Genomic DNA, 23408 nt, shown 5'->3' on the forward strand with positions numbered 1-23408 from the left:
ACTCTGTTCGCCGGAGTCCGGGCCGCCGTCAGATCTCGGTCAGTAGATCGTCCACCTCGCTGACGTCGGCGATGCGCTTCACGGCATCGGTCAGAGCAGCGATACGCGCCGCGTTGAGTGCGCCCGTGAGCGTGACGACACCGTTGCGTACCCGCACCCTCACCTGAGAACTCGGGATGTCGAGTTCACGCAGGACGCGGTCCGCGATCTCGTCGTGGATGGCGCTGTCGTCGCGCACCAGGGCATGCAGCAGTTCGTTCCGGGTGACCACTCCCACGAGCCGGTCGTGGTGATCGGTGACGTAGATCTGCCGGACCCTTGCCCGCGCTGCCGTCCGTGCTGCTTCGATCACGGCCGTCCATGGCCGGACCGTGACCACCGGTGCAGTCATCAGCGCGGCCGCTGTCTCCTTCGCGACCGGCACCTTCGCTTTCGGGAACAACCGGACGGGCCCGGTGCCGCCCTTCGGCCCGGCGAGCGTCGCGGCACGGGCCAGCAGATCGGATTCCGCCACCACACCGATGACGCGCCGGTCGTCGTCCGTCACGGGCATGGCCTCCGCATGCCTGCGTGCCATCGCGCGAGCGACGTCCAGAAGCGGGGTCCCGGCGGTAACGGTCGGCACGGCGCCCGAGCGCCGCATGATGTCGGACACCCGGAGGTCCGCGACCACCCGCGGCCGCGCCGCCCGCCAACGTGCGTCTCCGCCCCGCTGCCCCTCCATGGGAGAGGCTCTCCTCGGGCGGCCTCAGCCGAGTGGGATGCCATGGCCTGCAGATAGCGCACCATATGTTCTTGCCGGTGTTGCAACGTCCGTTGCGCTTGGTCGCTCATGGCAACCTCCCACACTCCGGTTCACGTCTCCCACTCCACCGTCTCTCGGGCACCGGGCCGAGCCCAGGGTCGCCCGGCCCCGTCCTCGCGCCGATCGGCCCGGCTACGCCGGCGTTGCTTCCTCTCTCCCCTGTCCCTCCGCGGTATCCACCGGTGCCCACCAGACGAGGCGTGTGCCGTCGCCTTCCCGAGCCTCCAGTTCGAGCTCTCCCCCGCATGTCCGCGCCCGCTCCTCCATGTTCCGCAGACCGCTGCGGCGACCCCCAGGAGCGAAACCCACACCGTTGTCACTTACCGTGAGCCGCACCTTCTTGCCGTCCGTCTCCAGAAGGACGTCGACATGGTCGGCACGCGCGTGCCCGGCGACGTTGGCGAGCGCCTCTGACAGGACGGCCAGAATGTGGTCCGCGATCTCCCCGGCCACGTGCGTATCCAGCAGGCCCGCCATGCGAACGCTGGGAGCGAAGCCGAGAACGGCCACCGCATCTCCCACCGCTCCCACGGTCCGGGTACGGAGACCGGGGGTCGCTTCGTCGTCCCGGGAACGCAGGCCGAAGATCGTCGATCTGATGATCTTGATCGTCTCGTCGAGATCGTTCACTGCCCGCAGCACACGCTGCCGGGCCTTGTCGTGGTCGATCAGCTTCCCGGCACTCTGCAGCGTCATAGCGGTGGCGAACAAACGCTGGATCGCGAGATCGTGCAGGTCACGGGCGATCCGGTCTCTGTCCTCCAGCACAGCGATCTGTTCCGCGTCACGGCGACGATCGGCCAACTCCATCGCCACGGCCGCCTGAGCAGCGAAGACCTGCAAGGACTCGGTCTCACGATCACTGAAGGAAACACCGCCGCCCTCGCGCGCCAGGAGCACCACGCCACGCACGCCTTCGCTCGACCCGATGGGCACGGTCACCGCCGGGCCCAGCCCCTCGAACCGCCGAGGGCCGGCCGAGATCCGCTGGTCCCGGGACACGTCCGGGCTGCTCACCGGCACACCTTGCACGAAAGCTTCGCCGACAAGCGTCCCCTGAACGGGCAGGACCATCCCGCGCAGCACCTCGGCCTCCTTCCCGATGGCGAGTTCCACCGCCAATGAGTCGGTGCCGCGGACCGGGATGGCCACCACCCCCAGCGCCGCGGCGGTGATCTCTCGACTCCGTTGCGCGATCAGCTCCAGAACGTCGCTCTGCTCAGCACCCGACATGAGCGACTCGGCGATCTCCGCGTTCGCCTGGAGCCAGCGCTCACGCAACCGGGACTCCTCGTAGAGCCGCGCGTTGTCGATGGCCACACCGGCAGCAACCGCCAGCGTCGACAACACTGACTCGTCGTCCTCGTCGAACTGCAGACCACCACGCTTCTCGGTGAGATACAGGTTGCCGAAGACATGGTCGCGTACGCGGATCGGCACTCCGAGGAAGCTGTTCATCGGGGGATGGTTCGCCGGGAAGCCGTACGAAGCCGGATGCTGGGAGAGCTTCGGGAGCCGCAGCGGCTCCGGGTTTCGAATCAGCTCACCGAGGATCCCGTGTCCTTCAGGGAAATGACCGATGCGCGCGATCTGCTCGTCGTCGACACCCACCGTGTAGAAGGCGGACAGGCTCCGGCCGTCCGGGCCGATCACGCCAAGTGCCGCATATTCCGCGTCAACGAGAGTCGCCGCAGCTTCGACGATCGTCCGGAGGGCTTGTTCCAATTGCAGATCACGCCCTACAAGAAGCACGGCTTCCAGGAGGCTGTGCACGCGGTCCCGCGTTCCACGGGCCGCGTCCAGACGGGCCTGCAGTTCCCCCAACAGCTCGTCGAGTCTCAGCTGCGGCAGCTGCACAGACGCGTCCCGGGCCTCTTCGGAGCTTCCCACTGCCATGCCTCCGTGCCCTCGGGCTCTCGACCGGCCAGACACTCTCTTGCCACAGTAACGGCTCACGTTGGGAGAGCAACGCCGACGAAGCACGGAGCCGGAAGCAGACGCGTGTGGCGTACGCCTTCCAGCAGTACACGGGTTCGCGGGCATTTGACCATCCGCCGTGAACCGCTCCGTGCAGCAGCGGTCGCGACGCACCGCGCGGCGTAGCGAAAGTACTGAGATGCTGGAGGTGAAACAGCGCTGTCCGCGGGTGTACCTCGACAACCCGGTAGGGAACCGACGACCGGGTCCTGGCCGGACGGAGGACGGAAATGGACGCACAAACCTACCTTGCGTACGACTACCCGCTGCTCGGAGCCTTCTGGACGATGCTGATGATCTTCCTGTGGGTCATGTGGTTCGTCCTCCTGTTCCGCGTTGTCATCGACGTCCTCAGGGACGACGAACTGAACGGCTGGACGAAGGCCGGGTGGCTGGTGTTCTGCATCGTCCTGCCTTTCCTGGGTGTGCTCGTTTACGTGATCGTCCGTGGCAGGGACATGGGCCGCAGGGAAACGACCCGGGCCCGTGCGCAGCAGCAGGAGTTCGACGCCTACGTCAGAAAGACAGCGGCCGGAGGCTCAAGCAGCGTCGACGAACTGGCCCGGCTTTCCGAGATCCGGGACCGGGGTGCCATCACGAACGAAGAGTTCCGCAGGGCCAAGGAGCTTGTTCTCTCTGGTCACGGTCCGGCAGAACGGGCCGGTGATGGAGAGACGTCATGACTCGGACCAGCACGGACAAGGCGCACGGATCGTTCCTTTCCCGCCCCGGCGTCCGCCGTCTCATACCATTCGCGGTGATCACCGCGATCGCGCTGATCTTCATTTTCGAGAACAGCGCGAGTGTTGAGATCCGTTTGCTGATTCCGATCGTGACCATGCCGCTGTGGGGCGCGCTCTTGATCGCCTGGGCACTTGGCATGCTCGCCTGCCTGTTCACCCTGCGGCGACGGCCGAATCGGCACTCACGTCGGGCGGACTGACCCCGGCCCTCGGCCATGCACGCGCAGAGCGGCGGTCACCGCCCCTGCCCGGTCCGACCAGCCCGCGGCAGTCAACACCGCCGCTGGGCTCGGCGAGTCATCGGCAAGGCCGAACGGCCCACCCTTCCGGGACCGGTGGGCTTCGCATCGGGCCGGCCGGTGAAGGGACGCTGGAAGCGGCATACCGTGCCGGAACCGGCACACAGTCCTCCGAGTCGAGGAGCGGGAGACATGGTCCGATACGTGTACGACTTCACCGACGGCGGGCGCGAGCTGGCCGGTCTGCTCGGTGGCAAGGGGGCGAACCTGGCCGAAATGACCCGGCTCGGCCTGCCGGTCCCGCCGGGCTTCACTCTCACCACCGAGGCGTGCCGGGCGTATCTGGAGACCGGCGCGGAGCCGGCCGGTCTCGCCCGCGAGATTTCCGCGCACCTGGCCGAGATGGAGAAGGCTGCCGGGCGGCGGCTGGGGCAGCGGGACGACCCGCTGCTGGTGTCCGTGCGGTCGGGTGCCCGGTTCTCCATGCCCGGCATGATGGAGACGATCCTCGACGTGGGCCTGAACGACGACTCGGTGGCCGGTCTGGCGAAGGCGTCGGGCAGCGCGCGCTTCGCCTGGGACTCCTATCGCCGGCTGGTCCAGATGTTCGGCAGCACGGTGATGGGTGTCGACGCCGCGCTGTTCGCGGGCGCGCTGGAGCGTCTGAAGGAGCTGCGGGGCGTCTCGGACGACGTGCACCTCGACGCCGCTGACCTGTCCGGGCTCGTGGAGGCGTACAAGGGACTGATCCGCCGCGAGACCGGCGAGGACTTCCCGCAGTCCCCGGCTCACCAGCTGCGGCGGGCGGTCCTGGCCGTCTTCGACTCCTGGAACAGCGAACGAGCGCGGCTGTACCGCCACCGCGAGCACATCCCGGACGACCTCGGCACCGCCGTCAACGTACAGCGCATGGTCTTCGGCAATCTCGGGGCCGACTCCGGCAGCGGCGTCGCCTTCACCCGCGACCCGGCCTCCGGACGGCGCGGACTGTACGGCGACTACCTGCCCGACGCACAGGGCGAGGACGTCGTCGCCGGCATCCGCAATACCGTCCCCCTGGCCGAACTGGAGCACCTGGACCCGCACTCCTACGGGCAGCTCCGGGAGCACATGCGGACGCTCGAACAGCACTACCGCGACCTGTGCGACATCGAGTTCACCATCGAGCGCGGAAAGCTGTGGATGCTGCAGACCCGGGTGGGGAAACGCACCGCCGGGGCGGCCTTCACCATCGCCGCCGCCCTGGCGGACGAGGGCCTCATCAGCCCGGACGAAGCCGTCGCGCGAGTGAGCGGGGAGGGACTGGCCCGGTTGATGTTCCCCCGCTTCGACGCCTCCTCGACGGGTGACCCGCTCACGCGCGGCCTGCCGGCCTCGCCGGGCGCCGCGGTCGGCGCGGCCGTCTTCGATTCCGCGGAGGCGGTACGGCGCCACGCCGCCGGCGAGCCGGTGGTCCTGGTGCGCCAGGAGACCAACCCGGACGACCTCCCCGGCATGGTCGCCGCCCGGGCGGTGCTGACCAGCCGTGGCGGCAAGACCTCGCACGCGGCCGTTGTCGCGCGCGGCATGGGCAAGGTCTGCGTCTGCGGCGCCGAGGAGCTCGTGGTGGACACCGAGGGCCGGCGGCTCACCACCGGTGACGGCACCGTCGTCGAGGAGGGCACCGTGCTGTCCGTGGACGGCTCCGCGGGCACGGTGTACGCCGGTGCGGTGCCCCTCGTCGACTCCGCCGTGATGCGCCGCCTGGAGACCGGTACGGCCGACGGGGCCGACGAGGCTCCGGACGCGGTGGTCGGCGCCGTCACCCGTGCCCTGGACCGCGCGGACGCGGTACGGCGGCTGGAGGTCAGGGCCAACGCCGACACTCCCGAGGACGCCGCGCGCGCCCGCCGGTTCGGCGCCCAGGGCATCGGCCTGTGCCGCACCGAGCACATGTTCCTGGGCGAGCGGCGCCGACTGGTCGAGCGGATGATCCTGGCGGAAACCGAAGCGGGCCGCGACCGGGCGCTCGACGCCCTGCTGCCGCTGCAGCGCCAGGACTTCACGGGCATCCTCACGGCAATGGACGGGCTGCCGGTCACCATCCGCCTCCTCGATCCGCCGCTGCACGAGTTCCTGCCCGACCGCCTCGACCTCGCCACCCGCCTCGCCGCCGCCGAAGCCCGCGGTGAGGTCGTGGACGCGCACGACGCCGAGCTGCTGGACGCCGTCAACCGCATGCACGAAGAGAATCCGATGCTCGGGCTGCGCGGCGTGCGTCTCGGCCTGGTGGTTCCCGGGCTGGTCGCCATGCAGGTCCGGGCGATCGCCGAGGCGGTCGTGGAGCGTGCCCGGGCGGGTGGCAACCCCCGGGCGGAGATCATGGTCCCGCTCGTCGGCGACGTCACGGAGTTCCGGCTGGTGCGCGAGGAGGTGGAGCGCGTCCTGGCCGAGGTGTCCGCAACGACAGGCGTCCCGGTGGCCTGCCCGGTCGGCACCATGATCGAACTTCCGCGGGCGGCGCTCACCGCCGGACCGATCGCCGAGGTCGCGGAGTTCTTCTCCTTCGGCACCAACGACCTCACCCAGACCACCTGGGGTTTCTCCCGCGACGACGTCGAGGCGGCCTTCTTCTCCGCCTACCTCGACAAGGGCGTCTTCGCCGCCTCCCCCTTCGAGACGATCGACCGCGAGGGCGTCGGACGGCTGGTGGAGACCGCCGTCACCGAGGGCAGAGCCGCTCGCCCCGCCCTGGAGACAGGTGTGTGCGGCGAACACGGCGGAGATCCGGAATCGGTGCACTTCTTCCACAGCGCCGGTCTCGACTACGTCTCCTGCTCTCCGTTCCGGGTCCCGGTGGCACGGCTGGAGGCCGGACGGGCCGCACTGGACGAGGGCGAACCCGACGACAGCAGGTGAAACCTCATGCCCTTTCTGTTCCCCGGGATCTCCCGCCGTGCTGCCGCACGTCTCCGACGGAGTGTCGAAGCTCATGAATTCGGGTTCGCCACGTGTGTGCCGTCGGCTTCGGGGGGCGGTCATTCCTCCAAACCGGGAAGGAGCGGTTCATGGCCCCGTCCGGCCCGTCACGAGGACGGGCGCACGCCGTACACGGTCCGTCCCGCGAGGAGTTCGCGACCAGTGACGATCTCGGGGGCGATGCGGACGAATACCTCGTCCGGCCACGGCACCCACGAGCGTGGGCCGATCACTGTGAGACGGTCCCGCTCAACGGGGTCCGCTGTCACGGAGGCGACTCCGGTGACGACGACGCTCCAGCCGGCGTGTGTCGCCGCGTCGACTTGGTCGGCCTCGAAGGCGACGACGGCCCCGTCGACCGCGCGGACCATCTCGGACGCCGCCGAGGTGCGCAGCAGCACGGCATCGTCCTGGTCCAGGCAGAAGTTGACCGGGAGGACTGCGGGCAGGGCGTCGCGTGTGAAGACGACCCGGCCCACATCCGCCGTTGACAGTCGCTCAAGGCATTCCTGCCGGTCCAGTTCGCGGAACCCGTCGTTGTCGTACATCAGCCGCCACCCGTATCTCGCGTGTGCGTACTCGTGATCACGGCCTTCTCTCTCCGGTCGGGACGGAGATCCACACCGCGGACTCCGCCCCTGCTTGATGATCATTCGGCGGGCGACCGCCGACGCGTCCGGCGGCGTACGTGTCCGACGCGCGGCCCGCCCGACGGACCGGGCGGCGTCACACCGCGTCTGCGGCGACGACTCCGCTCTGGGAACTGCCGAGGACCACCTTCAGTGCTCCGGTGTCCGCGGCGCCGGAGAAGACCTCGTACGCCTCCTCCATGCGTTCCAGTGGGAAGGTGTGGGTGACCAACTGGGCGGTGGGAAGCCGTCCGGAGGCGGTCATGCGCAGCAGCGTGGGTGTGGACCGGGTGTCGACCAAGCCGGTGGTGATCGTGACGTTCTTGATCCACAGGTCTTCCAGGTGCAGGGACGCCGGCTTGCCGTGCACGCCGACGTTGGCGACGTGCCCGCCCGGACGCACCATGCGGGTGCACATCTCGAACGTCTCCGGTACGCCCACGGCTTCGATGACGACATCGGCGCCGAGTCCCCCGGTCAGGTCGGCGACCAGTTGCTCCGGTTGCTCGCGGGCGTCTGCCACGGCGTCGGCCCCGATCTTCCTGGCGGCCTCCAACCGGGCGGCGGCCAGGTCCACGACGACGATCCGTTCGGGCGCGAACAACCGTGCCGTGGCGACGGCGGCCAGTCCGATGGGCCCGGCGCCCACCACGACGACCGTGTCCCCCGGGCGGACGTGCCCGTTGAGCACACCCACCTCGTAGGCCGTCGGGAAGATGTCGGCCAACAGTACGGCGTCCTGGTCGGCGACCGCACCAGGCAGGGGGTGCACGGAGAGGTCCGCGTACGGAACGCGTACATACTCCGCCTGGGTCCCGTTGATCAAGTGGCCGAGGATCCAGCCGCCTCCGCCGAGGCACTGGCCGTACACGCCCTCACGGCAGTAGCGGCACCTTCCGCAGGCGGTGATGCAGGACACCAGGACGCGGTCTCCCGGACGTACGGTGCGCACGTCCGTGCCGACCTCGACGATCTCGCCCACCGCCTCGTGGCCGAGGACGGTTCCGGGGCGCACCTCGGGGACGTCCCCCTTCAGGATGTGCAGGTCCGTGCCGCAGATCGTGACGGCGTCGACCCGGACCACCGCGTCGGTGGGCTCCTTCACGTCGGGGTCGGGTGTGTCCTCCCACCCGGACCGGCCCGGCCCGTGGAATACGTAGCTCTTCATCGCGATGCTCACCCTCTCTGTGCTCGGGAGCCTCCGGGGCCTGGTGACCGGTCTGCACCGAGTGGGCCCACGACCGCCGGTTCGACGGGGATCGCCCCACAACTCCAGCCTGTCCACGGCAACGCGCCCACGCTTGGGCCGGTCGGCCCTCGCCTGTCGCCTGTCGGCCCTGGGTTGGGCAGGTTCGTGGTGCTCGCTCGTGAGGGTTACGGCGAGCGGCCGCGAGCCCATACGCGGCGGGCAGTAGGGGCCTGTCAGGGGCGTTGCGCCCCTGCAGGGAGAGCCGTGGAGCATGGGCGGTTCACCTTCCGTCGGGAATCGTCTGCCGCCCAGTCCCCTCGTCAGCGGAGTCGGCGCAGATACGGGTCCTGCGGACGGCGCGGCAGCAGGCGAACTCGGGCATCCAGGACCGAGAGCCCGCCGGATGTCGCGAGAACCGGGTTGAGGTCGGCCTCGGCAAGTTGCGGCACGTTCTCCGCCATCCATGAAAGCCGGTGGAGGAGTTGCTCCAGGGCGTCAATGTCGACCGGATCCGAGCCGGAGGCTCCGAAGAGCAGCGAAGCGCAGCGCGGTGAAGCGATCAGGTCGTGCACGTCCAGATCGGTGAGGGGAGCGAGCCGAGCCGCCCGGTCGGCGAACACCTCCGTGGCGGTGCCGCCCAGTCCGAAAATGATCAGCGGTCCGAAGACCTGGTCCTGGACGACACCGGCGAGCAGTTCGGTACCGCGTCCAGCCAGCGACTGCACGACGACCCCGGTCATCAGTCCGTCGAAGCGTGCCCGAAGATCCTCGTATGCACTCCGTACCTGGCCTGCGCCGATGAGATCAAGACACACGGCATGCTGGTCACTCTTGTGCACCAGTCCCGGCCAGTAGGCCTTCAGTACGACCCGGCCGTCGGGACCGCCCAGACGCTCGGCGGCGCGTATGGCTTCGTCCTCCGTCTCCGCCCAGGCCCACGGGACTTGTGGGATGCCGTAGCAGCTCAGGAGTTGGGCACGGGTCCGCGGCCCGAGCCATCCTCCTTCCGGGTGCGCCGCAAACCAGTTGTCTGCCACGGCACGCGACCGGCGCGTGTCGATCCTCTCGGGAATCCTTCTGATGCCGGGTGGGCGGGCCAGCCAGGCCGTCCGGCGGGCGGCGTGGGCCAACGCGCGTGCCGCCGCGTGCGGTTCGGAGTACGAGGGGATCACATTCCCCCCGGTGGCCGGCAGCAGACGGACGGACAGGCCCTGTTCCATACGGACCAGCACTGTTGGACCGCGCCGTCCGGCGGGCCCCTGCGTGACGGCTCTTACGAGGTCGTCGCCGGTCGCGGCGGCCACCGCCGTGGGTACGAGGGCGACCACGACGGCGTCGACACCGCGGTGGTCGGTGAGCAGGTCGAGGCAGGCACGCAGTTCGTCCTCACCGACAGCGGCGGTGACATCCACCGGGTTGCCGACGGCCGCTCCGTCGGGTAGCACCGCCGACAGGTCCTCGCCCAGGTCGGAGGCGAGCGCGGGCAGCGCGAGTCCCGCTTCCACACATGCGTCTGCGGCCAGTACGCCGGCCCCGCCCGCGTTGGTCACGATCGCGACCCTGGGGCCGGCGGGCAGCGGTTGGGCATGGAACAGGGCGGCCGCCTCCAGCAGTTCGCCGACCGAGCGGGTCGCGGTGATGCCGGCCTGAGTGAACAGGGCATGCCTCGTCAGAGTGCTGGTGGCCGCGGCGGCACTGTGCGAGGCGGCAGCCCGACGCCCCGCGTCGGTGCGTCCTGCGTCGACGGTGAGCAACGGCATCCGTCGGGTGACACGCCGGGCGGTGCGCGAAAAGGCCCGCGGGTTGCCGAAGGACTCCAGGTGCAGCAGGGCGAGGCGGGTCACACCGTCGTTCTCCCACCACTGAAGCATGTCGTTGCCACTGACGTCGTACTTGTCGCCGAGCGAGGCGAACGTCGACACCCCGATGCCCAGACGGGACAGTCCTTCGAGCAGGGCGATACCGACGCCACCGGACTGAACGCCGATGCCCGCGGATCCGGGGCGCGGGTGTCCGGCGGCGAAGGTCGCGTCCATCCGCAGCGCCGGGTCGGTGTTGGCGACACCGAGGCAGTTGGGGCCGACAAGGCGCATTCCATAGGTGCGGCAGGCAGTGAGCAGCGCCTGCGCCTGAACGGAGTCGAGACCTGCCGACACCACCGCCAGGGCGCGTACACCGGCCTTGCCGGACTCCTCCGCCACGGTGGGCACGGCGGGGGCGGGGGTCGCGACAACCACGAGGTCGGGCGGGAAGGGCAGTTCAGCGACTGCCGGGTACGAGGGGACACCGAGGAGTGCATGAGCGTGAGGATTGACGGCGAACAATCGACCGGTGAAGCCGCCGGTGATCAAGTGCCGGAGCACGGCGCGTCCCACGGACCCAGGTCGTCGGCCGACCCCGACCACGGCGACTGCCCGGGGCCTGAACAGAGGTTCCAAACTCGCCAGGTCCGCGGTACGGCCACGGTCCTCCACCGCCCTGAGGTAGGCGTCGTCCTGGTCGAGCGTGATGGTGCAGCGCGTCTCGGGTCCGTCTGCTCGACGGGTGACTCGCAGCCCCAGATCGGTGAAGAGACGCATCACTTCCCGGTTCTCACTGAGGGCGTCGGCCCGGAAGAACGTGATGCCGTCGGCCCGGGCCGCGCACGCCAGGTGCTCGACGAGCAGTGTGCCGACGCCGCGATGGTGCAGGCCTTCCGCGACAGCGACGGCCAGCTCCGCCGACCCTCGCTCGTCGCCCGCGTCGTACTCGGCGAGGCCGATGATCCGGCCCTGTAGCTCGGCTACCAGGGCCCGGCGGCCCGGCCTGGCCGGTTCGCATGCGTGGTCTGCGGCGAGGGCGGCGGAGCCAGGGCTCACGGCGAAAAAGCGCATGCGCAGGTTCTCGGGCGACATCTCCTCGTAGAGCCTGTGCAGTTGATCACGATCCTCGGGTTCCACGGCGCGAATGCGAACGGTGGTGCCGTCCGCGAGCAGGGCGTGGATAGCCGGCCTTGCCAAAACCGCTGTCATCGGGCTCTCCTCTCGCCAGTACCGATAGCGCTGACCGATGCCGCGTTACCCGGCCGACCGGTCCCGGCCGGCTGCGTGGCCGCGCAGTGCGCTCACGTCCGCTCGGGCACGACGACGACCGGGCAGGCCGAGCGGTGCAGGACGGCGTGGGCGACCCGGCCGAGCCGCCCGTGGACGCGGCGGCCGATCACCAGCAGGCCTGCGTCCGCCGAAGCGGCAGGCAGCACGGCGCGGGCCGGGCCCTCGACGGTGTGCCGCCCCACGGCGACATCGGACGGTGCGTCTCCCAGGGCTGTTTCCAGCTCCTTGGCTGCGCGCTCCTCGTACAGCCGGGCGGGTTCTCCCGTCAGCAGTGGGTGATCGACCGTTTCGTGGGCGGGGCAGCGCCAGGCCCGTACGGCTGCCAGCGGCACCTGGCGCAGATGCGCTTCGGTGAAGGCGAGCCGCAGGACGGATGCCGACGTCTCGCCGGCACCGATGCCGACGACAATGCGGTCGTGTCGTCCTCCGAGGGCCCGGTTGTCGTGGTTGCCGCGTACGACGACGACCGGGCAGTCGCTCATGGCGGCCACGGTCCGGCTGACGGAACCCAACAGCCTGTCGGCCACACCGCTCCGACCTCGGCTGCCCACAATGATCATGGACGCGTTCCGTCCCGCGCACACCAGGGCGTGCTCGGCCTCGTCGGGCGCCGTCTCAGTGGTGACCACGAGGTCGGGATGCCACTGCCGGGCACGCCGGGCTGCGGCCTTGAGGATGTCGTCAGCCTTCATCTCGGTGGACGGCCTGCCCAGCTCGCGGGCGAGCGCGGCACCTTCGTACCGCTCCCACAGGGTCCCGAAGACCACGAGGAGCGGGACTTCGTGCAGGTCGGCCTCGTCGGCCGCCCAGTCCACAGCCCGCAGACTGGACTCGGATCCGTCTACTCCGACCACCAGAGGCAGATACATGACGCCTCTCCTCTCGACGGGACGCGTCAGGGATGCGCCACGACGGCGACGGGTGCGGTTGCATGGTGCAGCACCGCGTGCGTGACGGCGCCGATGTGCACGCCCAGCGGGTTGCGCCGAATGCGCCGCCCGACGACCACCAGGGACGCGTCGTGCGACACGTCGACCAGATGGTTGGCGGGGCTGCCGGAGCGGGACACCTCGATGACCTTGACGCTCGGGTACTTCTGCCGCCAGGGCAACAGCACGCGGGTAAGGTCGGCCGCTTTCCTACGGGCCACCCCTTCGTTCAGTGAGGCGTCCGCGGCCAGTCCATAGGGGGAGTAGGCCGGCAGGTGCCAGCCACTGACCACGCACAGCGTCGTCCTGCGGCACCGTGCCTCCGCGAAGGCGAAGTCGAGCACATCGTCGTCAGAGCTGCCGATGTCGAGTCCGACGACGACCGGACGGAAGTCAGTGGCTGCGGACGGGATGCCGACGGGGTCCATGACGTGCTCGTCGGCCGCCTGCTCACCGGCACGTACGAAGATAACGGGAGTCTCGGTGTGGACGATCACCGATTGACCTACCGAGCCGACCAGAAAGCCGCCGAGTCCGCTCAGGGCGCGCGAGCCGAGGACCAGGAGTTCCGCCTCGTCGGCGGCCTTGACCAGGGTGTCCGCCGGTGGGCCCGACCGCTGGTCACTGGTCACCACGACACCGGGATGACGCAGTCGGAGCCCTTCGCCGGTCTCCCGCGGGACACGCTCGGTCCAGTACCGGTGCGTCTCGGCACCGAGAATCGGATCCTGGGTCAGGGCTGCGGGGGCCGGCTCCCACACGTGCAGGAGTCGTACGGGCAGGTCACGCAGATCAGCCTCGCGGGCCGCCCACTCAGCGGCGGCGTGGCTCTGAGGAGAGCCGTCGATCCCTACGGTGATCGTGCGGGTCATGCCTCCCACCTCCCGTGTCGGTCCTTCTGACTTCAGCATTGCTCGCAACAGGTGGACGGGGTAGGGGCTGCTCGTCCCGGAACACGGACGAGGGTCCCTTCGACGGACTGCCGGAGCCGACCGGGCCGGGCACACGGCAAAACGGTGGTTGTGCCGCCGCTCACTCCCTTTCGTCCCGCAGACGGTCCTCCGCGTGGGTGGCGATGACGGCGGCCTGGACGCGACGCTCCACGCCCAGCTTGGCGAGCAAGCGGGAGATGTGGTTCTTGACCGTCTTCTCGGCCAGGTACAACCGCTGGCCGATCTGTCGGTTGGTCAGCCCCTCGCCGATCAGTGCCAGGATGTCCCGCTCCCGCTCGGTCAGACCGGGCAGCGCGTTCGACTCCTGCTCCCGGTCCTGACCGCCGCGCAGGCGTGCCATCAGCTTCGCGGCGGCGGCCGGGTCCAGCAGTGACTGGCCACGGGCCACCGTGCGTACGGCCGAGACGAGGTCCGAGCCCTCGATCTGTTTCAGGACGTATCCGGCCGCGCCCGCCATGATCGAGTCGAGCAGCGCCTCCTCGTCGTCGAACGAGGTCAGCATCAGACAGGCGAGGTCCGGCATGCTCGACCGCAGCTCCCGGCACACGGTCACCCCGTCACCGTCCGGCAGCCGTACGTCCAGCACCGCGACGTCCGGACGCAGCGCAGGGACGCGCACCAGGGCCTGCTCGACGGTCGCCCCCTCGCCGACCACGGTGATGTCGGGCTCGTCGTCCAGCAGGTCGTGCACCCCTCGCCGGACCACTGCGTGATCGTCCAGAAGAAAGACTGTGATCGCGGTCACGCGGTCGGGCTGCTCGCTGTCCATCGTCGATCGCTCCTCGATGAGGCGTCCTGCCCACAGTGCCAGTCTTCTTCCAGCAGGGACCGAATGCCAGGGCCGGTCGGCCCTCTTCCAGCCGTCCGCCCGGCTCGCGGCTCCGATGCCCGGCAGCCGACGGCCTCCTCGTTCAGCCGTTGCCGGACGTCCAGGTCTGTCCGTCCGGCATCACCGCGAACGCGGCGACGCCGGGCAGGGTGCCCAGCCACCCGTGGGCTTCGGCGCCCATGCAGTACGCAGCCGTCGCGAGCATGTCGGCCTCCGTGAGCGAAGATGCGGTCACGGTCAGCGAGGCGAGGCCGTCCGTGGGCGGCGCGCCGGTGCGCGGGTCCACGATGTGGCATCCCCGCTCGCCGGGCCTGGACGTGGCGATTGCCAGCGGGCCTCCGGGCGACTCGACCACCGCGGCGCAGGAACCGGGCCGGAGGGGATGGGTGATGCCCACGCGCCAGGGCCCGCCGTACAGTTGCACGTCCCCTCCCCCGTTGAGACACACGTGCTCCGCCCCCGCCTCGCGGAGCAGAACCGCAGCACGCTCCACCGCCCATCCCTTGACGAGACCGCTCGGGTCGAAGACGCCCGAGTGCCACGCCGCGAACCGGCCGCCGGTGCGCCGGTGGGCGTCCGCACACAGGGCGAGGATTTCACGCAGTTCCGGCTGCCACTCCTCGGGCACGGGCCGCCCGTCCCTGACGCGACTGACGGCGCTGTCCGGCCGGAAGGGCGAGAAGACCTCGTCGACGTGGTGCAGCAGGCCTTCGGCCGCGTCGAGGGCCCGGCGGAGGCTGGGCGTGGGTTCGGCACGCACCGTGCAGGAGAACGCCGTGCCCATCGTGTGCACCACGCGGTGCAGTTCCGGCTCAGGCACGAGCCTGGTCCAGCGCGCTCTGCAGAGAGCTCATGTAGCCCTCGCTCGTGTAGGTCGCGCCCGAGACCGCGTCGAGGTGGGCGCTCTGGGCGTCCACCGTCTCCTTGATGAGAGCGGGCACCGCCGAGGCGTTGATCTGCCGGCTGCGGGGGTCGCCGCCGGGAGACTGCACGGCGCGCGCGGCGACGATCCGCGAACCGTCGAGCGTGAGCTGCACCTGAACGGGTCCGTAGCGGGTCTGGACCGTGGGACCTGTGACCGTACGGGTTCCCGAGGAGGTTCCCCCCGTGCCGGTGCCGCTGCTCGGCGTGGGCGTCGTGGCGGGCGGCAGGGCGCCGACCGGCGGATGGTGAGGCTTGAGGGACAGCGCGAGGACCGTCACGGTGACGGTGGCGGCGCAGGTCAGCGCGGTGCGGCGGACGGGGTGGGCGCGCATGGCGGGGCTCACAGTTCGAAGGACTCGTGGTGGATGCGGGACGCGGGCACCCCGGCGTCCCGCAGGGCGTCGTACACGGCCAGGGACAGCCCCCTCGGCCCGCACAGGTACACGTCGTGCCGGTCGACGTCCGGCACGATCGCCCTGAGCCGTTCCGCGGTGATCCGGACGCGCGCGCCGTCCGGGTTGTTGAGGACGTACACGAGACGGGCTCCGCGTGCGGCGGCGACGGCTTCCAGTTCCCCGCTCAGCGCCAGCTCCTGCGGGGTGCGCGCCCGGTAGAGCAGCGTCAGGTCGCCGGGCGCGGCGGGCAGCGTCTCGAACAGCGTGCGCAGCGGGGTGATCCCGGTGCCGCCCGCGATCAGCAACACCTTGCGGCGGCTGCGTCGTGCCGCGGTGAGGGCTCCGTACGGCCCTTCCGCCCACACCCGGGTGCCGGGGCGGAGGGCGGCGACGGCCGCACTGTGATCGCCGAGCGTCTGGACGGTGATGCGCATCAGGTCGTCGCGCGGCACGGCCGAGAGCGAGTACGGATGGCTGGCGCCCCGCATGCCGGGGGTCAGGAAGCGCCAGCGCAGGAACTGCCCGGGCCGGGCGTCGAGCCGGTCGAGCCGGCGACCCTGCATCCAGACGGAGTACACACCGGGCGCCTCGGGCACGACGGCCTCGACATGGATCCGGTGCCGGAGATTGAGCCGCACCGGGATGAGGACACGGAAATACAGGACCAGGCAGGCCACGGAGACGTACAGCGTGTACCAGGCGGCGCGAGCGGGCGGGTTGCTCACGAAGTCGGCGCCCAGGGCCAGCTGGTGCGAGAAGCCGAGGAAGACCGCCGCGTACGTGAACAGGTGCAGGTGGTACCAGGTCTCGTAACGCATCCGGCGGCGTACCGCGCGCGCCGAGGTGTAGCCGACGGCGAGCAGTATCAGGGCGCCTGCCGTGGCTTTGAGCATCTCCGGCAGATCGAACACGATCGTGCCGAGTTCTCTCAACGCCCCCACCTGTGCCTGTGCCGCGTAGCCGAGGACGATCAGCAGGATGTGTGCCAGGAGCAGGCCGATGGTCCAGCGACCCGCCGAGGCGTGCCAGCGCGCGGCACGGTCGCTGCCCACCCGGCTCTCCAGCCACGGCACCCGCGCCATCAGGGCGACCAGCAGGGCACACATGTATCCGCACAGGAGCCCCGTGATGCGCCCGGCACCGGTGAGCCAGCCGGCCGCGCCGACGACCGAGCCCGTGTCCCTCCACCACAGCGCGAGTACGGCGATGCCTCCGGCCCACGCGGCCGCCTGGAGCGCCGCGGCCGGTGACGCCCGCCACGGCGTGGCGGGGGCGCGGTGCCGCGCCGGGGGCGGTCGGTCGGTCACGGTAGCCATGGACGTCTCCTCGGGCAGGGGCTGTCCACTGTGGCGCCGCGACCTCTGAGCCGGCTCTGAGCCGCACCCCGGCCGCGACGGTACGCGGGGCGCAGACGACGTTCAGAGGAAATCCAGAGGGTTACGGGGGATGCTGGGACGGCCATGACCACACCCAGCGCAGTCCTGACCCGTGCCGACGGCACCCCCGTGCGCGTCCTCGTCGTCGACGACGAACCCGATCTCGCCGAGGTCGTTACCGGGGCCCTGCGCTACGAGGGCTGGGATGTCCGCGCGGCGGCCTCGGCGGATGCCGCCGTCCGCGAAGCCCGCGCCTTCCGGCCCGACGCCGTCGTCCTGGACATCATGCTGCCGGACCGCGACGGGCTGTCGGTCCTGCGCGACCTGCGCGCCGAGCAGCCGCACGTGTGCGTGCTGTTCCTCACGGCGCGGGATGCCGTCGAGGACCGCATCACCGGGATCACGGCGGGCGGCGACGACTACGTGACCAAGGCGTTCAGCCTCGGGGAGCTCGTCGCGCGACTGCGCGGCCTGCTGCGCCGCGCCGGGATGACGCGCGAGCGGGCGACCGACTCCCTGCTCGTGGTCGGGGACCTGGAACTGGACGAGGACGCGCACGAAGTCACCCGGGGCGGCGACCTGATCGACCTGTCGCCGACCGAGTTCCAGCTGCTGCGCTGCCTCATGCGGCACGCTCGTCAGGTGTTGAGCAAGACGCAGCTTCTCGATCTGGTCTGGTCCTACGACTTCGGAGGCGGTGCCCACGTCGTCGAGCTGTACATCTCGTACCTTCGCAAGAAGATCGACTCGGGCCGCACCCCGATGATCCACACGGTGCGGGGCGCCGGGTACGTCCTGAAGCCGGCGCCCCAGTGAGGTGGCCGCGCCTTCGTACGCTGCGCGCCCGCCTGACCGCCGGACTGCTCGTGCTGCTCGCCGTCGCGTGCGCCACGGTGGGCGGGGCGGCCGTACTTGGAACTGAACGGGTTCCTCACCGACCGCCTCGACCAGCAGCTGGCCGACACGGGCAGCGCTTTCGCGGCGAGTCTGGAGCACCCGGACACGGACCACGACGACCACGACGGAGACGAACGCGGTGACACCCGCCGCCAGGCCGCCGAGACGCTGGGGGTCCGGATCGCGGACGGCCGGGTGACCAACGCCGCCGTGGTCCGACAGGGCGACGCACCGGCTGACGTGGTCACCCTCGAGGTCGACGCCGACGACGCCCGGGCCCTCGCGGCTGTGCCCACGGACGGACAGGGCCACAGCGTCGAGCTGACCGGCCTCGGCGACTACCGAGTGATGGCATGGCAGGGGCGGGACGGCGACACACTGATCACCGGCCTGCCGCTGGAGCCGGTCGAAGCGGCGGTCCACCGGCTCGAACTCGTCGCGGGCGGCGTCTTCGGGCTGGCGCTCGTCGGTGCCGGCGTCGCGGGTGCGCTCTGGGTGCGCTGGTCCCTGCGCTCCCTCAGCCGCATCGCCGACACCGCGACCCGGGTCAGTGAGCTTCCCCTCGCGAGCGGGACGGTCGCGCTGCCCGCGCGCGCCCCCGACACCCGGCCGCGCAGCGAGGAGGTGGACCAGGTCACCACCGCGTTCAACCGGATGCTGGGCCACGTGGAGCATGCCCTGACCCAGCGCCAGCGCAGTGAGGAGCGTCTGCGCAGCTTCTCCGCCGACGCCAGTCACGAACTGCGCACCCCCGTGGCCTCGGTGCGCGGTCACGCCGAGCTGGCCCTGCTCCACCCCGGCCCCCTGCCACCCGAGGTGGGCCGCGCGCTGGAGCGGATCGCCGCGGAGTCGGCCCGGATGGGCGCCATGGTCGACGACCTTCTCCTGCTCGCCCGCCTAGACGCCGGCCGCCCCCTGGAGGACGAACCCGTCGACCTGACGCGGCTCGTGCTGGACGTGGTCGACGACGCGCGCGCCGCCGGTCCGGATCACCGGTGGTCCCTGGAACTGCCGCGGGAGCCGGTCATCGTGTCGGGCGACCGGCACCGCCTTCACGAGCTTCTCGCGAACCTCACGGCCAACGCCCGGCTGCACACACCTCCCGGTACCGCGGTGACCGTGGGTGTACGACGGGACGACGAGGGCACCGCCTGCCTCACGGTGACCGACGACGGGCCGGGTGTCCCGCCCGCCCTGCGCGACCACCTCTTCGACCGATTCGTCCACGGAGACGGCCCCCGCGGCGCCGACGGGGGCGGCACGGGCCTCGGGCTGTCCATCGTCGCCGCGGTGGCCGCCGCACACGGCGGCACCGCGACCGTCACCGGCGGCCCGGGCACCACCACGTTCACCGTGCGCCTGCCGCGACGACCGCCTGGATAGCCTCGGCCGGCATGGGACTGGAGCGTCGCACTGGCCACGGACCGTGGCCGTCGGGGTGCACCGGACGTGCTGGGGATCCACTCTGGAAAGGAAACCGGCAGTGATTCCGTCAGGCACTCCGCCGGGCTTCCGGCGCGTGCCCTCCACCGACTTCAGGAGGCGGCCGTGAATGCAACAGCGCACAGTGTCGACCCCGTCGACGTGGCCCGAGCAGCGTTCCGGTCCGTGGCCGCCGGACATCTGGACCACTTCACCGAACTTCTCCACGAGGATGTCGTCTACGACATCGTCCCCGTGGGTCGGCGCCGGGGCCGACAGGCTGTGCGGCGGTACTTCGAGGAGGTCCGCCTGGCCATGCCCGACCTGGTGATGACCATGGAACACGCCGTCGGAGACGACCGGTACGCAGCGGTGGAATGGCGCATGACCGGTACCTTCGACGGAGCGCCGTACCAGGGTCTCGCCCCCACGAAACGGCACATCGCCCTGCAGGGTGTCGACTTCGTCGAAGTGGACACCGGACGCATCCGGCGTTCCCGAACCATCTTCGACGGCGCCGAACTGGGCCGCCAGATCGGCCTCCTGCCCTCCCGCGGTTCAGCGGCCGACCGTGCCGCGACCAGGGCGTTCAACGTGAAGACGCAGCTGACCGACCGCTGGCGGGAGCATCACGCGCGTCAACGCAGCCACGCTCCGTAGCCCCCGCCTGGCGCCTTGGCCCCGCGCGCGGACCGGCCGTCAGCGCATCCCGTTCCTGGGAGGACGCCGGGCGGGTGATCGTGGTGCCCTCGCGCCCTCGGGGCCCTGTCCTGCGGGCAGAGCGTGCCCGCCCCGTTCCGCGTCCGGCAGGGCGGCTGCCGCCTCTCGTTCCCGAGCCGCCTGCTCGGGATGACGACGCTGCCAGTAGGGGTTGTCGTGCGACAGCTTGCTGGACACCCGGCCGTACATGCCGAACGTGGCGATGGCCAGTCCCATGACGAAGCTGAAGATCACGTTGGTCATCCCGAAGTCGAGGACGTTGGCGCGACGGTCCAGTACGAAGACGTGGAAGAACCCGCTCAGGACGAAGAGCGCGCCGACCGTCATGTTGAGGACCGAGGCGAAGTTGCCGCCGACCGCCGCGCCGGCGAGCAGCGTCAGACCGACGACGGCGGAGATCACGCTGAGCGCGACGTTGGTGGTCATGCCGGCGATCGTGTCGCCCGCGGTGTCGAACGGGCTCAGCGCGTCCGCGAAGCCGAGACATGCGAAGACCAGCAGGACCAGCCCGCAGAAGCCCGCGCCGTAGCGATAGACGGTGGCCAGATGGTGATCGACGGGCATTTCGTCTTTTAGCCTCATGTCCGTTGTTTCCGCGTGTGCGCTTACTTCGGATGCATGTCCGGAAACAGGGCCCCGGGCCGGTACCGCAGCGTGCATCCGCCGCGGGCCCTGTATCCGAAGTGGGCAGTGACGACCTGGTGCGGGCAGCGGCCGCACCGCCCGGCCTGCCGGCAGGAGACGCTCATGCACGAGGTGGCGACGGACCAGGCGTTCGACGCGTACGGCCGGCGGCACGACGACGGCGTCGGTGGCCGTCCGGCGCGGGAGCCGGTGGTACGGCAGGTACCGCTCACCTGGCGCGGCCTGGGTCTGGACACGATGGCGTCGCTGCTGGTGGAGTCCTTCGGCCGCCTCGGCAGTCGCTGCTTCGCGGCCCGTTGCCAGTGGCCCCGCCTGCATCCGCTGAACGAACGCGCGCTGGGCGCGGTGGCGCACCATCCGCTGATCATGGCGGAGTCCACCCGGCAGCTCGCCCTCGCACTGGAGTACGGCCGTCCTCCGGGAGCGGTTCGTGCTCGGCTCGAACCCGTCTCGGTCGGCCTGGGACTGCGGCTGCGGTCGTGGCCCGTGGAGCGGGACGGCGCCACCGACGTGGACGTGCGGATGAGCGTGAGCGATCTGGTGACCGTGGCCGGTCGGCCCGTGTCCCATCGCGTCACGACCGAGTTCCTGCACACGGGGGAATCCTTCGGGTCGTGCACCATGCGGTTCACCCGCCCGGCGGGCTCGGCGGTACCCGTGGAGGGAGCACCGCTTCCGGGTCTGCTGCATCCCCCGGCGGCCGCGGTCGGTGCCACGGCCGCCGGCGACGTGATGCTGGCGCGGACCCCTCGGGAACGACTGGTGACCGCCCCGCGCGACCCCGGGCACCCGGTGCTCCTGGCAGGCCGGCCGGCGCGCATGCCCCTGTTGGCGGTCCTGGAGGCGGGGCGGCAGGCGGTTCTGCTGGAGAGTGGGATGACGGCTGCCGCGGTGATCGGGCTGCGGGCGGACGTGTGCGCACCGGTGCCGTCGGGCGGTGCCCTGATCGAGACCTTGGCGGAACCGGGCGGGTCCCGGTTCCTGGCCACGGCCGGGGGCCGCCCCGCCGCGACGGGCGCGGTGACGTTGTGGAGCAAGTGATCGGAAGTCCCGGCAAGGTGTGGTGAACGGACCGGAAGGAAAGAGCCGTGGCGGCGAACGGACGGCAGGACCAGGAACGACTGCTCTCTCTGGTGACCGGCGCCTCCGGGTACGTCGGCGGACGCCTCGTGCCGGAGTTGCTGGGGGCCGGTCACCGGGTGCGGTGTCTGGCCCGCACCCCGGCCAAACTCCGTGACCAGCCCTGGGCGTCCGATGTCGAGAGCGTGCGGGGAGACGTCACCGACCCGCGTTCCGTCGCCGAGGCCATGCGCGGCGTCGACGTCGCCTACTACCTGGTGCACGCCCTCGGGTCGGGCTCCGGCTTCGAGGACACCGACCGTCGCGCGGCGCGCGTCTTCGCCCAACAGGCGTACAAGGCGGGCGTGCGGAGGATCGTCTACCTGGGTGGTCTGACTCCGCGGGGCGTTCCCGAACGCACGCTCTCCCCTCATCTGCGGTCACGCGCGGAGGTCGGCCGCATCTTCCTCGACGCACCCGTGCCCGCCACCGTGCTGCGGGCCGCTGTGGTCATCGGATCGGGGTCGGCGTCCTTCGAGATGCTGCGCTACCTGACCGAGCGGCTTCCCGTCATGGTGACGCCCAGTTGGGTGCACACCCGTACCCAGCCCATCGCGATCCGCGACGTGTTGCACTACCTGGTCGGGTCGGCCACCATGCCGGACAACGTCGACCGCGCCTTCGACGTCGGAGGGCCGGGCGTGCTCACCTACCGCGAGATGATGCGCCGCTACGCCACCGTGAGCGGGCTCCGGCGGCGGGTCATCGTGCCCGTTCCGGTGCTCACTCCCGGGCTGTCCAGCCACTGGGTCGGCCTCGTCACCCCGGTCCCGGCCGCCCTCGCCCGGCCCCTGACGGAGTCCCTGCGTCATGAGGTGGTGTGCCAGGAGCACGACATCGCCCGGTACGTCCCCGACGCTCCCGGCCGGCCCCTGCCGTTCGACGAAGCCCTGGCGCTGGCCCTGCGTCGGGTCCGGGAGGCCCAGGTGGCCACGCGCTGGTCGTCCGCCTCGGTCCCCGGGGCCCCCAGTGATCCCCTGCCCACCGACCCCGACTGGGCCGGCGGCAGTCTGTACCAGGACGAGCGGGAACTGCGGGTCGACGCGTCTCCGGAAGCCCTGTGGAAAGTGGTGGAGGGCATCGGCGGGGACAACGGCTGGTACTCCTTCCCGCTGGCCTGGGCCGTCCGCGGCTGGCTGGACCGGTTCGTCGGCGGTGTCGGGCTGCGCCGCGGCCGGCGGGACGCCCAGCACCTGCGGGTCGGCGACTCGCTGGACTTCTGGCGGGTCGAGGAGATCGAACCGGGACGGCTGCTGCGGCTGCGTGCGGAGATGCGGCTGCCGGGACTGGCGTGGCTGGAGATGCACGTCGAGACGGACGCGGAAGGCCATACCCGCTATCGGCAGCGTGCCCTGTTCCATCCGCGTGGGCTGCTCGGCCACGCCTACTGGTGGTCGGTGTCCCCCTTCCATGCCGTTGTCTTCGGCGGCATGGCGCGCAACATCGGTCAGGCCGCCGCCAAGGGCCTGACCGCCCGCAGGAGTGATGACCGATCGGGGCGCATCCGGCGTCGACGCAGCCCGCGAAGTGTGGAGCACTGAGCCTTCGTCCAAGCACCACTCAAGCA

19 protein-coding genes and 1 pseudogene are annotated in these 23408 nt (G+C 70.8%); 8 read left to right on the forward strand and 12 right to left on the reverse strand.

Annotation, left to right across the window (positions count from 1 at the left end; translation table 11 throughout):
- Window positions 1–28 precede the first annotated feature (28 nt).
- Window positions 29–655: a CBS domain-containing protein gene (locus tag C4J65_RS00770; RefSeq protein WP_162832959.1), complete on the reverse strand. Its 627-nt coding sequence runs from the start codon at window positions 653–655 to the stop codon at window positions 29–31.
- Between the two features lie 282 nt (window positions 656–937).
- Window positions 938–2695: a GAF domain-containing protein gene (locus C4J65_RS00775; RefSeq protein WP_115746233.1), complete on the reverse strand. Its 1758-nt coding sequence runs from the start codon at window positions 2693–2695 to the stop codon at window positions 938–940.
- A gap of 317 nt (window positions 2696–3012) precedes the next feature.
- Here C4J65_RS00775 and C4J65_RS00780 point away from each other — a divergent pair, with 317 nt between their 5' ends.
- From C4J65_RS00780 to ppdK, 3 genes are all read left to right on the forward strand, one after another.
- Window positions 3013–3465 (forward strand): SHOCT domain-containing protein, encoded by a 453-nt coding sequence (locus C4J65_RS00780; protein ID WP_115740586.1) that lies wholly within the window; start codon window positions 3013–3015, stop codon window positions 3463–3465.
- Window positions 3462–3725, forward strand: coding sequence for a hypothetical protein (locus C4J65_RS00785; protein ID WP_102929781.1), 264 nt, complete (start codon window positions 3462–3464; stop codon window positions 3723–3725). The genes C4J65_RS00780 and C4J65_RS00785 overlap by 4 nt, the downstream gene beginning before the upstream one ends.
- A gap of 231 nt (window positions 3726–3956) precedes the next feature.
- On the forward strand, window positions 3957–6662 hold the full coding sequence (gene ppdK / locus C4J65_RS00790; RefSeq protein WP_115740587.1) for a pyruvate, phosphate dikinase: 2706 nt from the start codon (window positions 3957–3959) through the stop codon (window positions 6660–6662).
- Window positions 6663–6829: 167 nt separating this feature from the next.
- On the opposite strand, the gene C4J65_RS00795 is transcribed toward ppdK, so the two are convergent.
- The 9 genes from C4J65_RS00795 to C4J65_RS00835 form a co-directional block, all read right to left on the reverse strand.
- On the reverse strand, window positions 6830–7270 hold the full coding sequence (locus tag C4J65_RS00795; protein WP_115740588.1) for a pyridoxamine 5'-phosphate oxidase family protein: 441 nt from the start codon (window positions 7268–7270) through the stop codon (window positions 6830–6832).
- Window positions 7271–7448: 178 nt separating this feature from the next.
- Window positions 7449–8519 (reverse strand): zinc-dependent alcohol dehydrogenase family protein, encoded by a 1071-nt coding sequence (locus C4J65_RS00800; protein WP_115746234.1) that lies wholly within the window; start codon window positions 8517–8519, stop codon window positions 7449–7451.
- A 341-nt stretch (window positions 8520–8860) separates the two neighbouring features.
- Window positions 8861–11551, reverse strand: coding sequence for a bifunctional GNAT family N-acetyltransferase/acetate--CoA ligase family protein (locus C4J65_RS00805; RefSeq protein WP_115740589.1), 2691 nt, complete (start codon window positions 11549–11551; stop codon window positions 8861–8863).
- 92 nt (window positions 11552–11643) lie between these two features.
- The gene (locus C4J65_RS00810) at window positions 11644–12501 is read right to left on the reverse strand and encodes a universal stress protein (RefSeq protein ID WP_115740590.1); all 858 of its coding nucleotides are present in this window, start codon (window positions 12499–12501) and stop codon (window positions 11644–11646) included.
- 26 nt (window positions 12502–12527) lie between these two features.
- Window positions 12528–13433, reverse strand: coding sequence for a universal stress protein (locus C4J65_RS00815; RefSeq protein WP_115740591.1), 906 nt, complete (start codon window positions 13431–13433; stop codon window positions 12528–12530).
- Window positions 13434–13593: 160 nt separating this feature from the next.
- Entirely contained in the window at window positions 13594–14283 is a 690-nt protein-coding gene (locus C4J65_RS00820) for a response regulator transcription factor (protein ID WP_115740592.1), read from the reverse strand.
- A gap of 142 nt (window positions 14284–14425) precedes the next feature.
- The gene (locus tag C4J65_RS00825) at window positions 14426–15127 is read right to left on the reverse strand and encodes an FAD:protein FMN transferase (protein ID WP_162833523.1); all 702 of its coding nucleotides are present in this window, start codon (window positions 15125–15127) and stop codon (window positions 14426–14428) included.
- A 28-nt stretch (window positions 15128–15155) separates the two neighbouring features.
- Window positions 15156–15599, reverse strand: coding sequence for an FMN-binding protein (locus C4J65_RS00830; RefSeq protein ID WP_115740594.1), 444 nt, complete (start codon window positions 15597–15599; stop codon window positions 15156–15158).
- 8 nt (window positions 15600–15607) lie between these two features.
- A complete protein-coding gene (locus C4J65_RS00835; protein WP_115740595.1) occupies window positions 15608–16978 on the reverse strand; it encodes a ferredoxin reductase family protein in 1371 nt (456 codons plus the stop codon).
- A gap of 144 nt (window positions 16979–17122) precedes the next feature.
- On the opposite strand from C4J65_RS00835, the gene C4J65_RS00840 reads away from it, so the two are divergent.
- The 3 genes and pseudogenes from C4J65_RS00840 (at window position 17123) to C4J65_RS00850 (ending at window position 20017) form a co-directional block, all read left to right on the forward strand.
- Window positions 17123–17854, forward strand: coding sequence for a response regulator transcription factor (locus C4J65_RS00840; RefSeq protein ID WP_115740596.1), 732 nt, complete (start codon window positions 17123–17125; stop codon window positions 17852–17854).
- Window positions 17851–19318: pseudogene (locus tag C4J65_RS00845) on the forward strand (HAMP domain-containing sensor histidine kinase). Before C4J65_RS00840 ends, C4J65_RS00845 begins: the two are co-directional and overlap by 4 nt.
- Before the next feature lie 165 nt (window positions 19319–19483).
- A complete protein-coding gene (locus C4J65_RS00850) occupies window positions 19484–20017 on the forward strand; it encodes an ester cyclase (protein ID WP_115740597.1) in 534 nt (177 codons plus the stop codon).
- Window positions 20018–20056: 39 nt separating this feature from the next.
- Here the strand turns inward: C4J65_RS00850 and C4J65_RS00855 are convergent, their stop codons facing one another.
- On the reverse strand, window positions 20057–20659 hold the full coding sequence (locus tag C4J65_RS00855; RefSeq protein WP_115740598.1) for a DUF4383 domain-containing protein: 603 nt from the start codon (window positions 20657–20659) through the stop codon (window positions 20057–20059).
- 165 nt (window positions 20660–20824) lie between these two features.
- Between C4J65_RS00855 and C4J65_RS00860 the strand changes: the two genes are divergently transcribed.
- Complete coding sequence (locus C4J65_RS00860) at window positions 20825–21763, forward strand: hypothetical protein (RefSeq protein WP_115740599.1); 939 nt, start codon at window positions 20825–20827, stop codon at window positions 21761–21763.
- Between the two features lie 47 nt (window positions 21764–21810).
- Window positions 21811–23382 carry an SDR family oxidoreductase gene (locus C4J65_RS00865; RefSeq protein ID WP_115740600.1) on the forward strand — a complete coding sequence of 524 codons (1572 nt, stop codon included), beginning with the start codon at window positions 21811–21813 and terminating at the stop codon, window positions 23380–23382.
- Window positions 23383–23408: the final 26 nt, after the last annotated feature.

Origin of the sequence: Streptomyces sp. CB09001 (genome assembly GCF_003369795.1) — a bacterium.
In the GTDB taxonomy this organism is placed as follows: domain Bacteria; phylum Actinomycetota; class Actinomycetes; order Streptomycetales; family Streptomycetaceae; genus Streptomyces.

Bases quoted from the DNA above. Each gene is read 5' to 3' on its own strand.
- C4J65_RS00805 (WP_115740589.1), bottom strand. From the start codon at position 11,551: ATGACAGCGGTTTTGGCAAGGCCGGCTATCCACGCCCTGCTCGCGGAC.
- ppdK (WP_115740587.1), top strand. From the start codon at position 3,957: ATGGTCCGATACGTGTACGACTTCACCGACGGCGGGCGCGAGCTGGCC.
- C4J65_RS00820 (WP_115740592.1), bottom strand. From the start codon at position 14,283: ATGGACAGCGAGCAGCCCGACCGCGTGACCGCGATCACAGTCTTTCTT.
- C4J65_RS00855 (WP_115740598.1), bottom strand. From the start codon at position 20,659: ATGAGGCTAAAAGACGAAATGCCCGTCGATCACCATCTGGCCACCGTC.
- C4J65_RS00795 (WP_115740588.1), bottom strand. From the start codon at position 7,270: ATGTACGACAACGACGGGTTCCGCGAACTGGACCGGCAGGAATGCCTT.
- C4J65_RS00840 (WP_115740596.1), top strand. From the start codon at position 17,123: ATGACCACACCCAGCGCAGTCCTGACCCGTGCCGACGGCACCCCCGTG.
- C4J65_RS00835 (WP_115740595.1), bottom strand. From the start codon at position 16,978: ATGGCTACCGTGACCGACCGACCGCCCCCGGCGCGGCACCGCGCCCCC.
- C4J65_RS00860 (WP_115740599.1), top strand. From the start codon at position 20,825: ATGCACGAGGTGGCGACGGACCAGGCGTTCGACGCGTACGGCCGGCGG.
- C4J65_RS00830 (WP_115740594.1), bottom strand. From the start codon at position 15,599: ATGCGCGCCCACCCCGTCCGCCGCACCGCGCTGACCTGCGCCGCCACC.
- C4J65_RS00815 (WP_115740591.1), bottom strand. From the start codon at position 13,433: ATGACCCGCACGATCACCGTAGGGATCGACGGCTCTCCTCAGAGCCAC.
- C4J65_RS00780 (WP_115740586.1), top strand. From the start codon at position 3,013: ATGGACGCACAAACCTACCTTGCGTACGACTACCCGCTGCTCGGAGCC.
- C4J65_RS00785 (WP_102929781.1), top strand. From the start codon at position 3,462: ATGACTCGGACCAGCACGGACAAGGCGCACGGATCGTTCCTTTCCCGC.
- C4J65_RS00825 (WP_162833523.1), bottom strand. From the start codon at position 15,127: ATGGGCACGGCGTTCTCCTGCACGGTGCGTGCCGAACCCACGCCCAGC.
- C4J65_RS00800 (WP_115746234.1), bottom strand. From the start codon at position 8,519: ATGAAGAGCTACGTATTCCACGGGCCGGGCCGGTCCGGGTGGGAGGAC.
- C4J65_RS00810 (WP_115740590.1), bottom strand. From the start codon at position 12,501: ATGTATCTGCCTCTGGTGGTCGGAGTAGACGGATCCGAGTCCAGTCTG.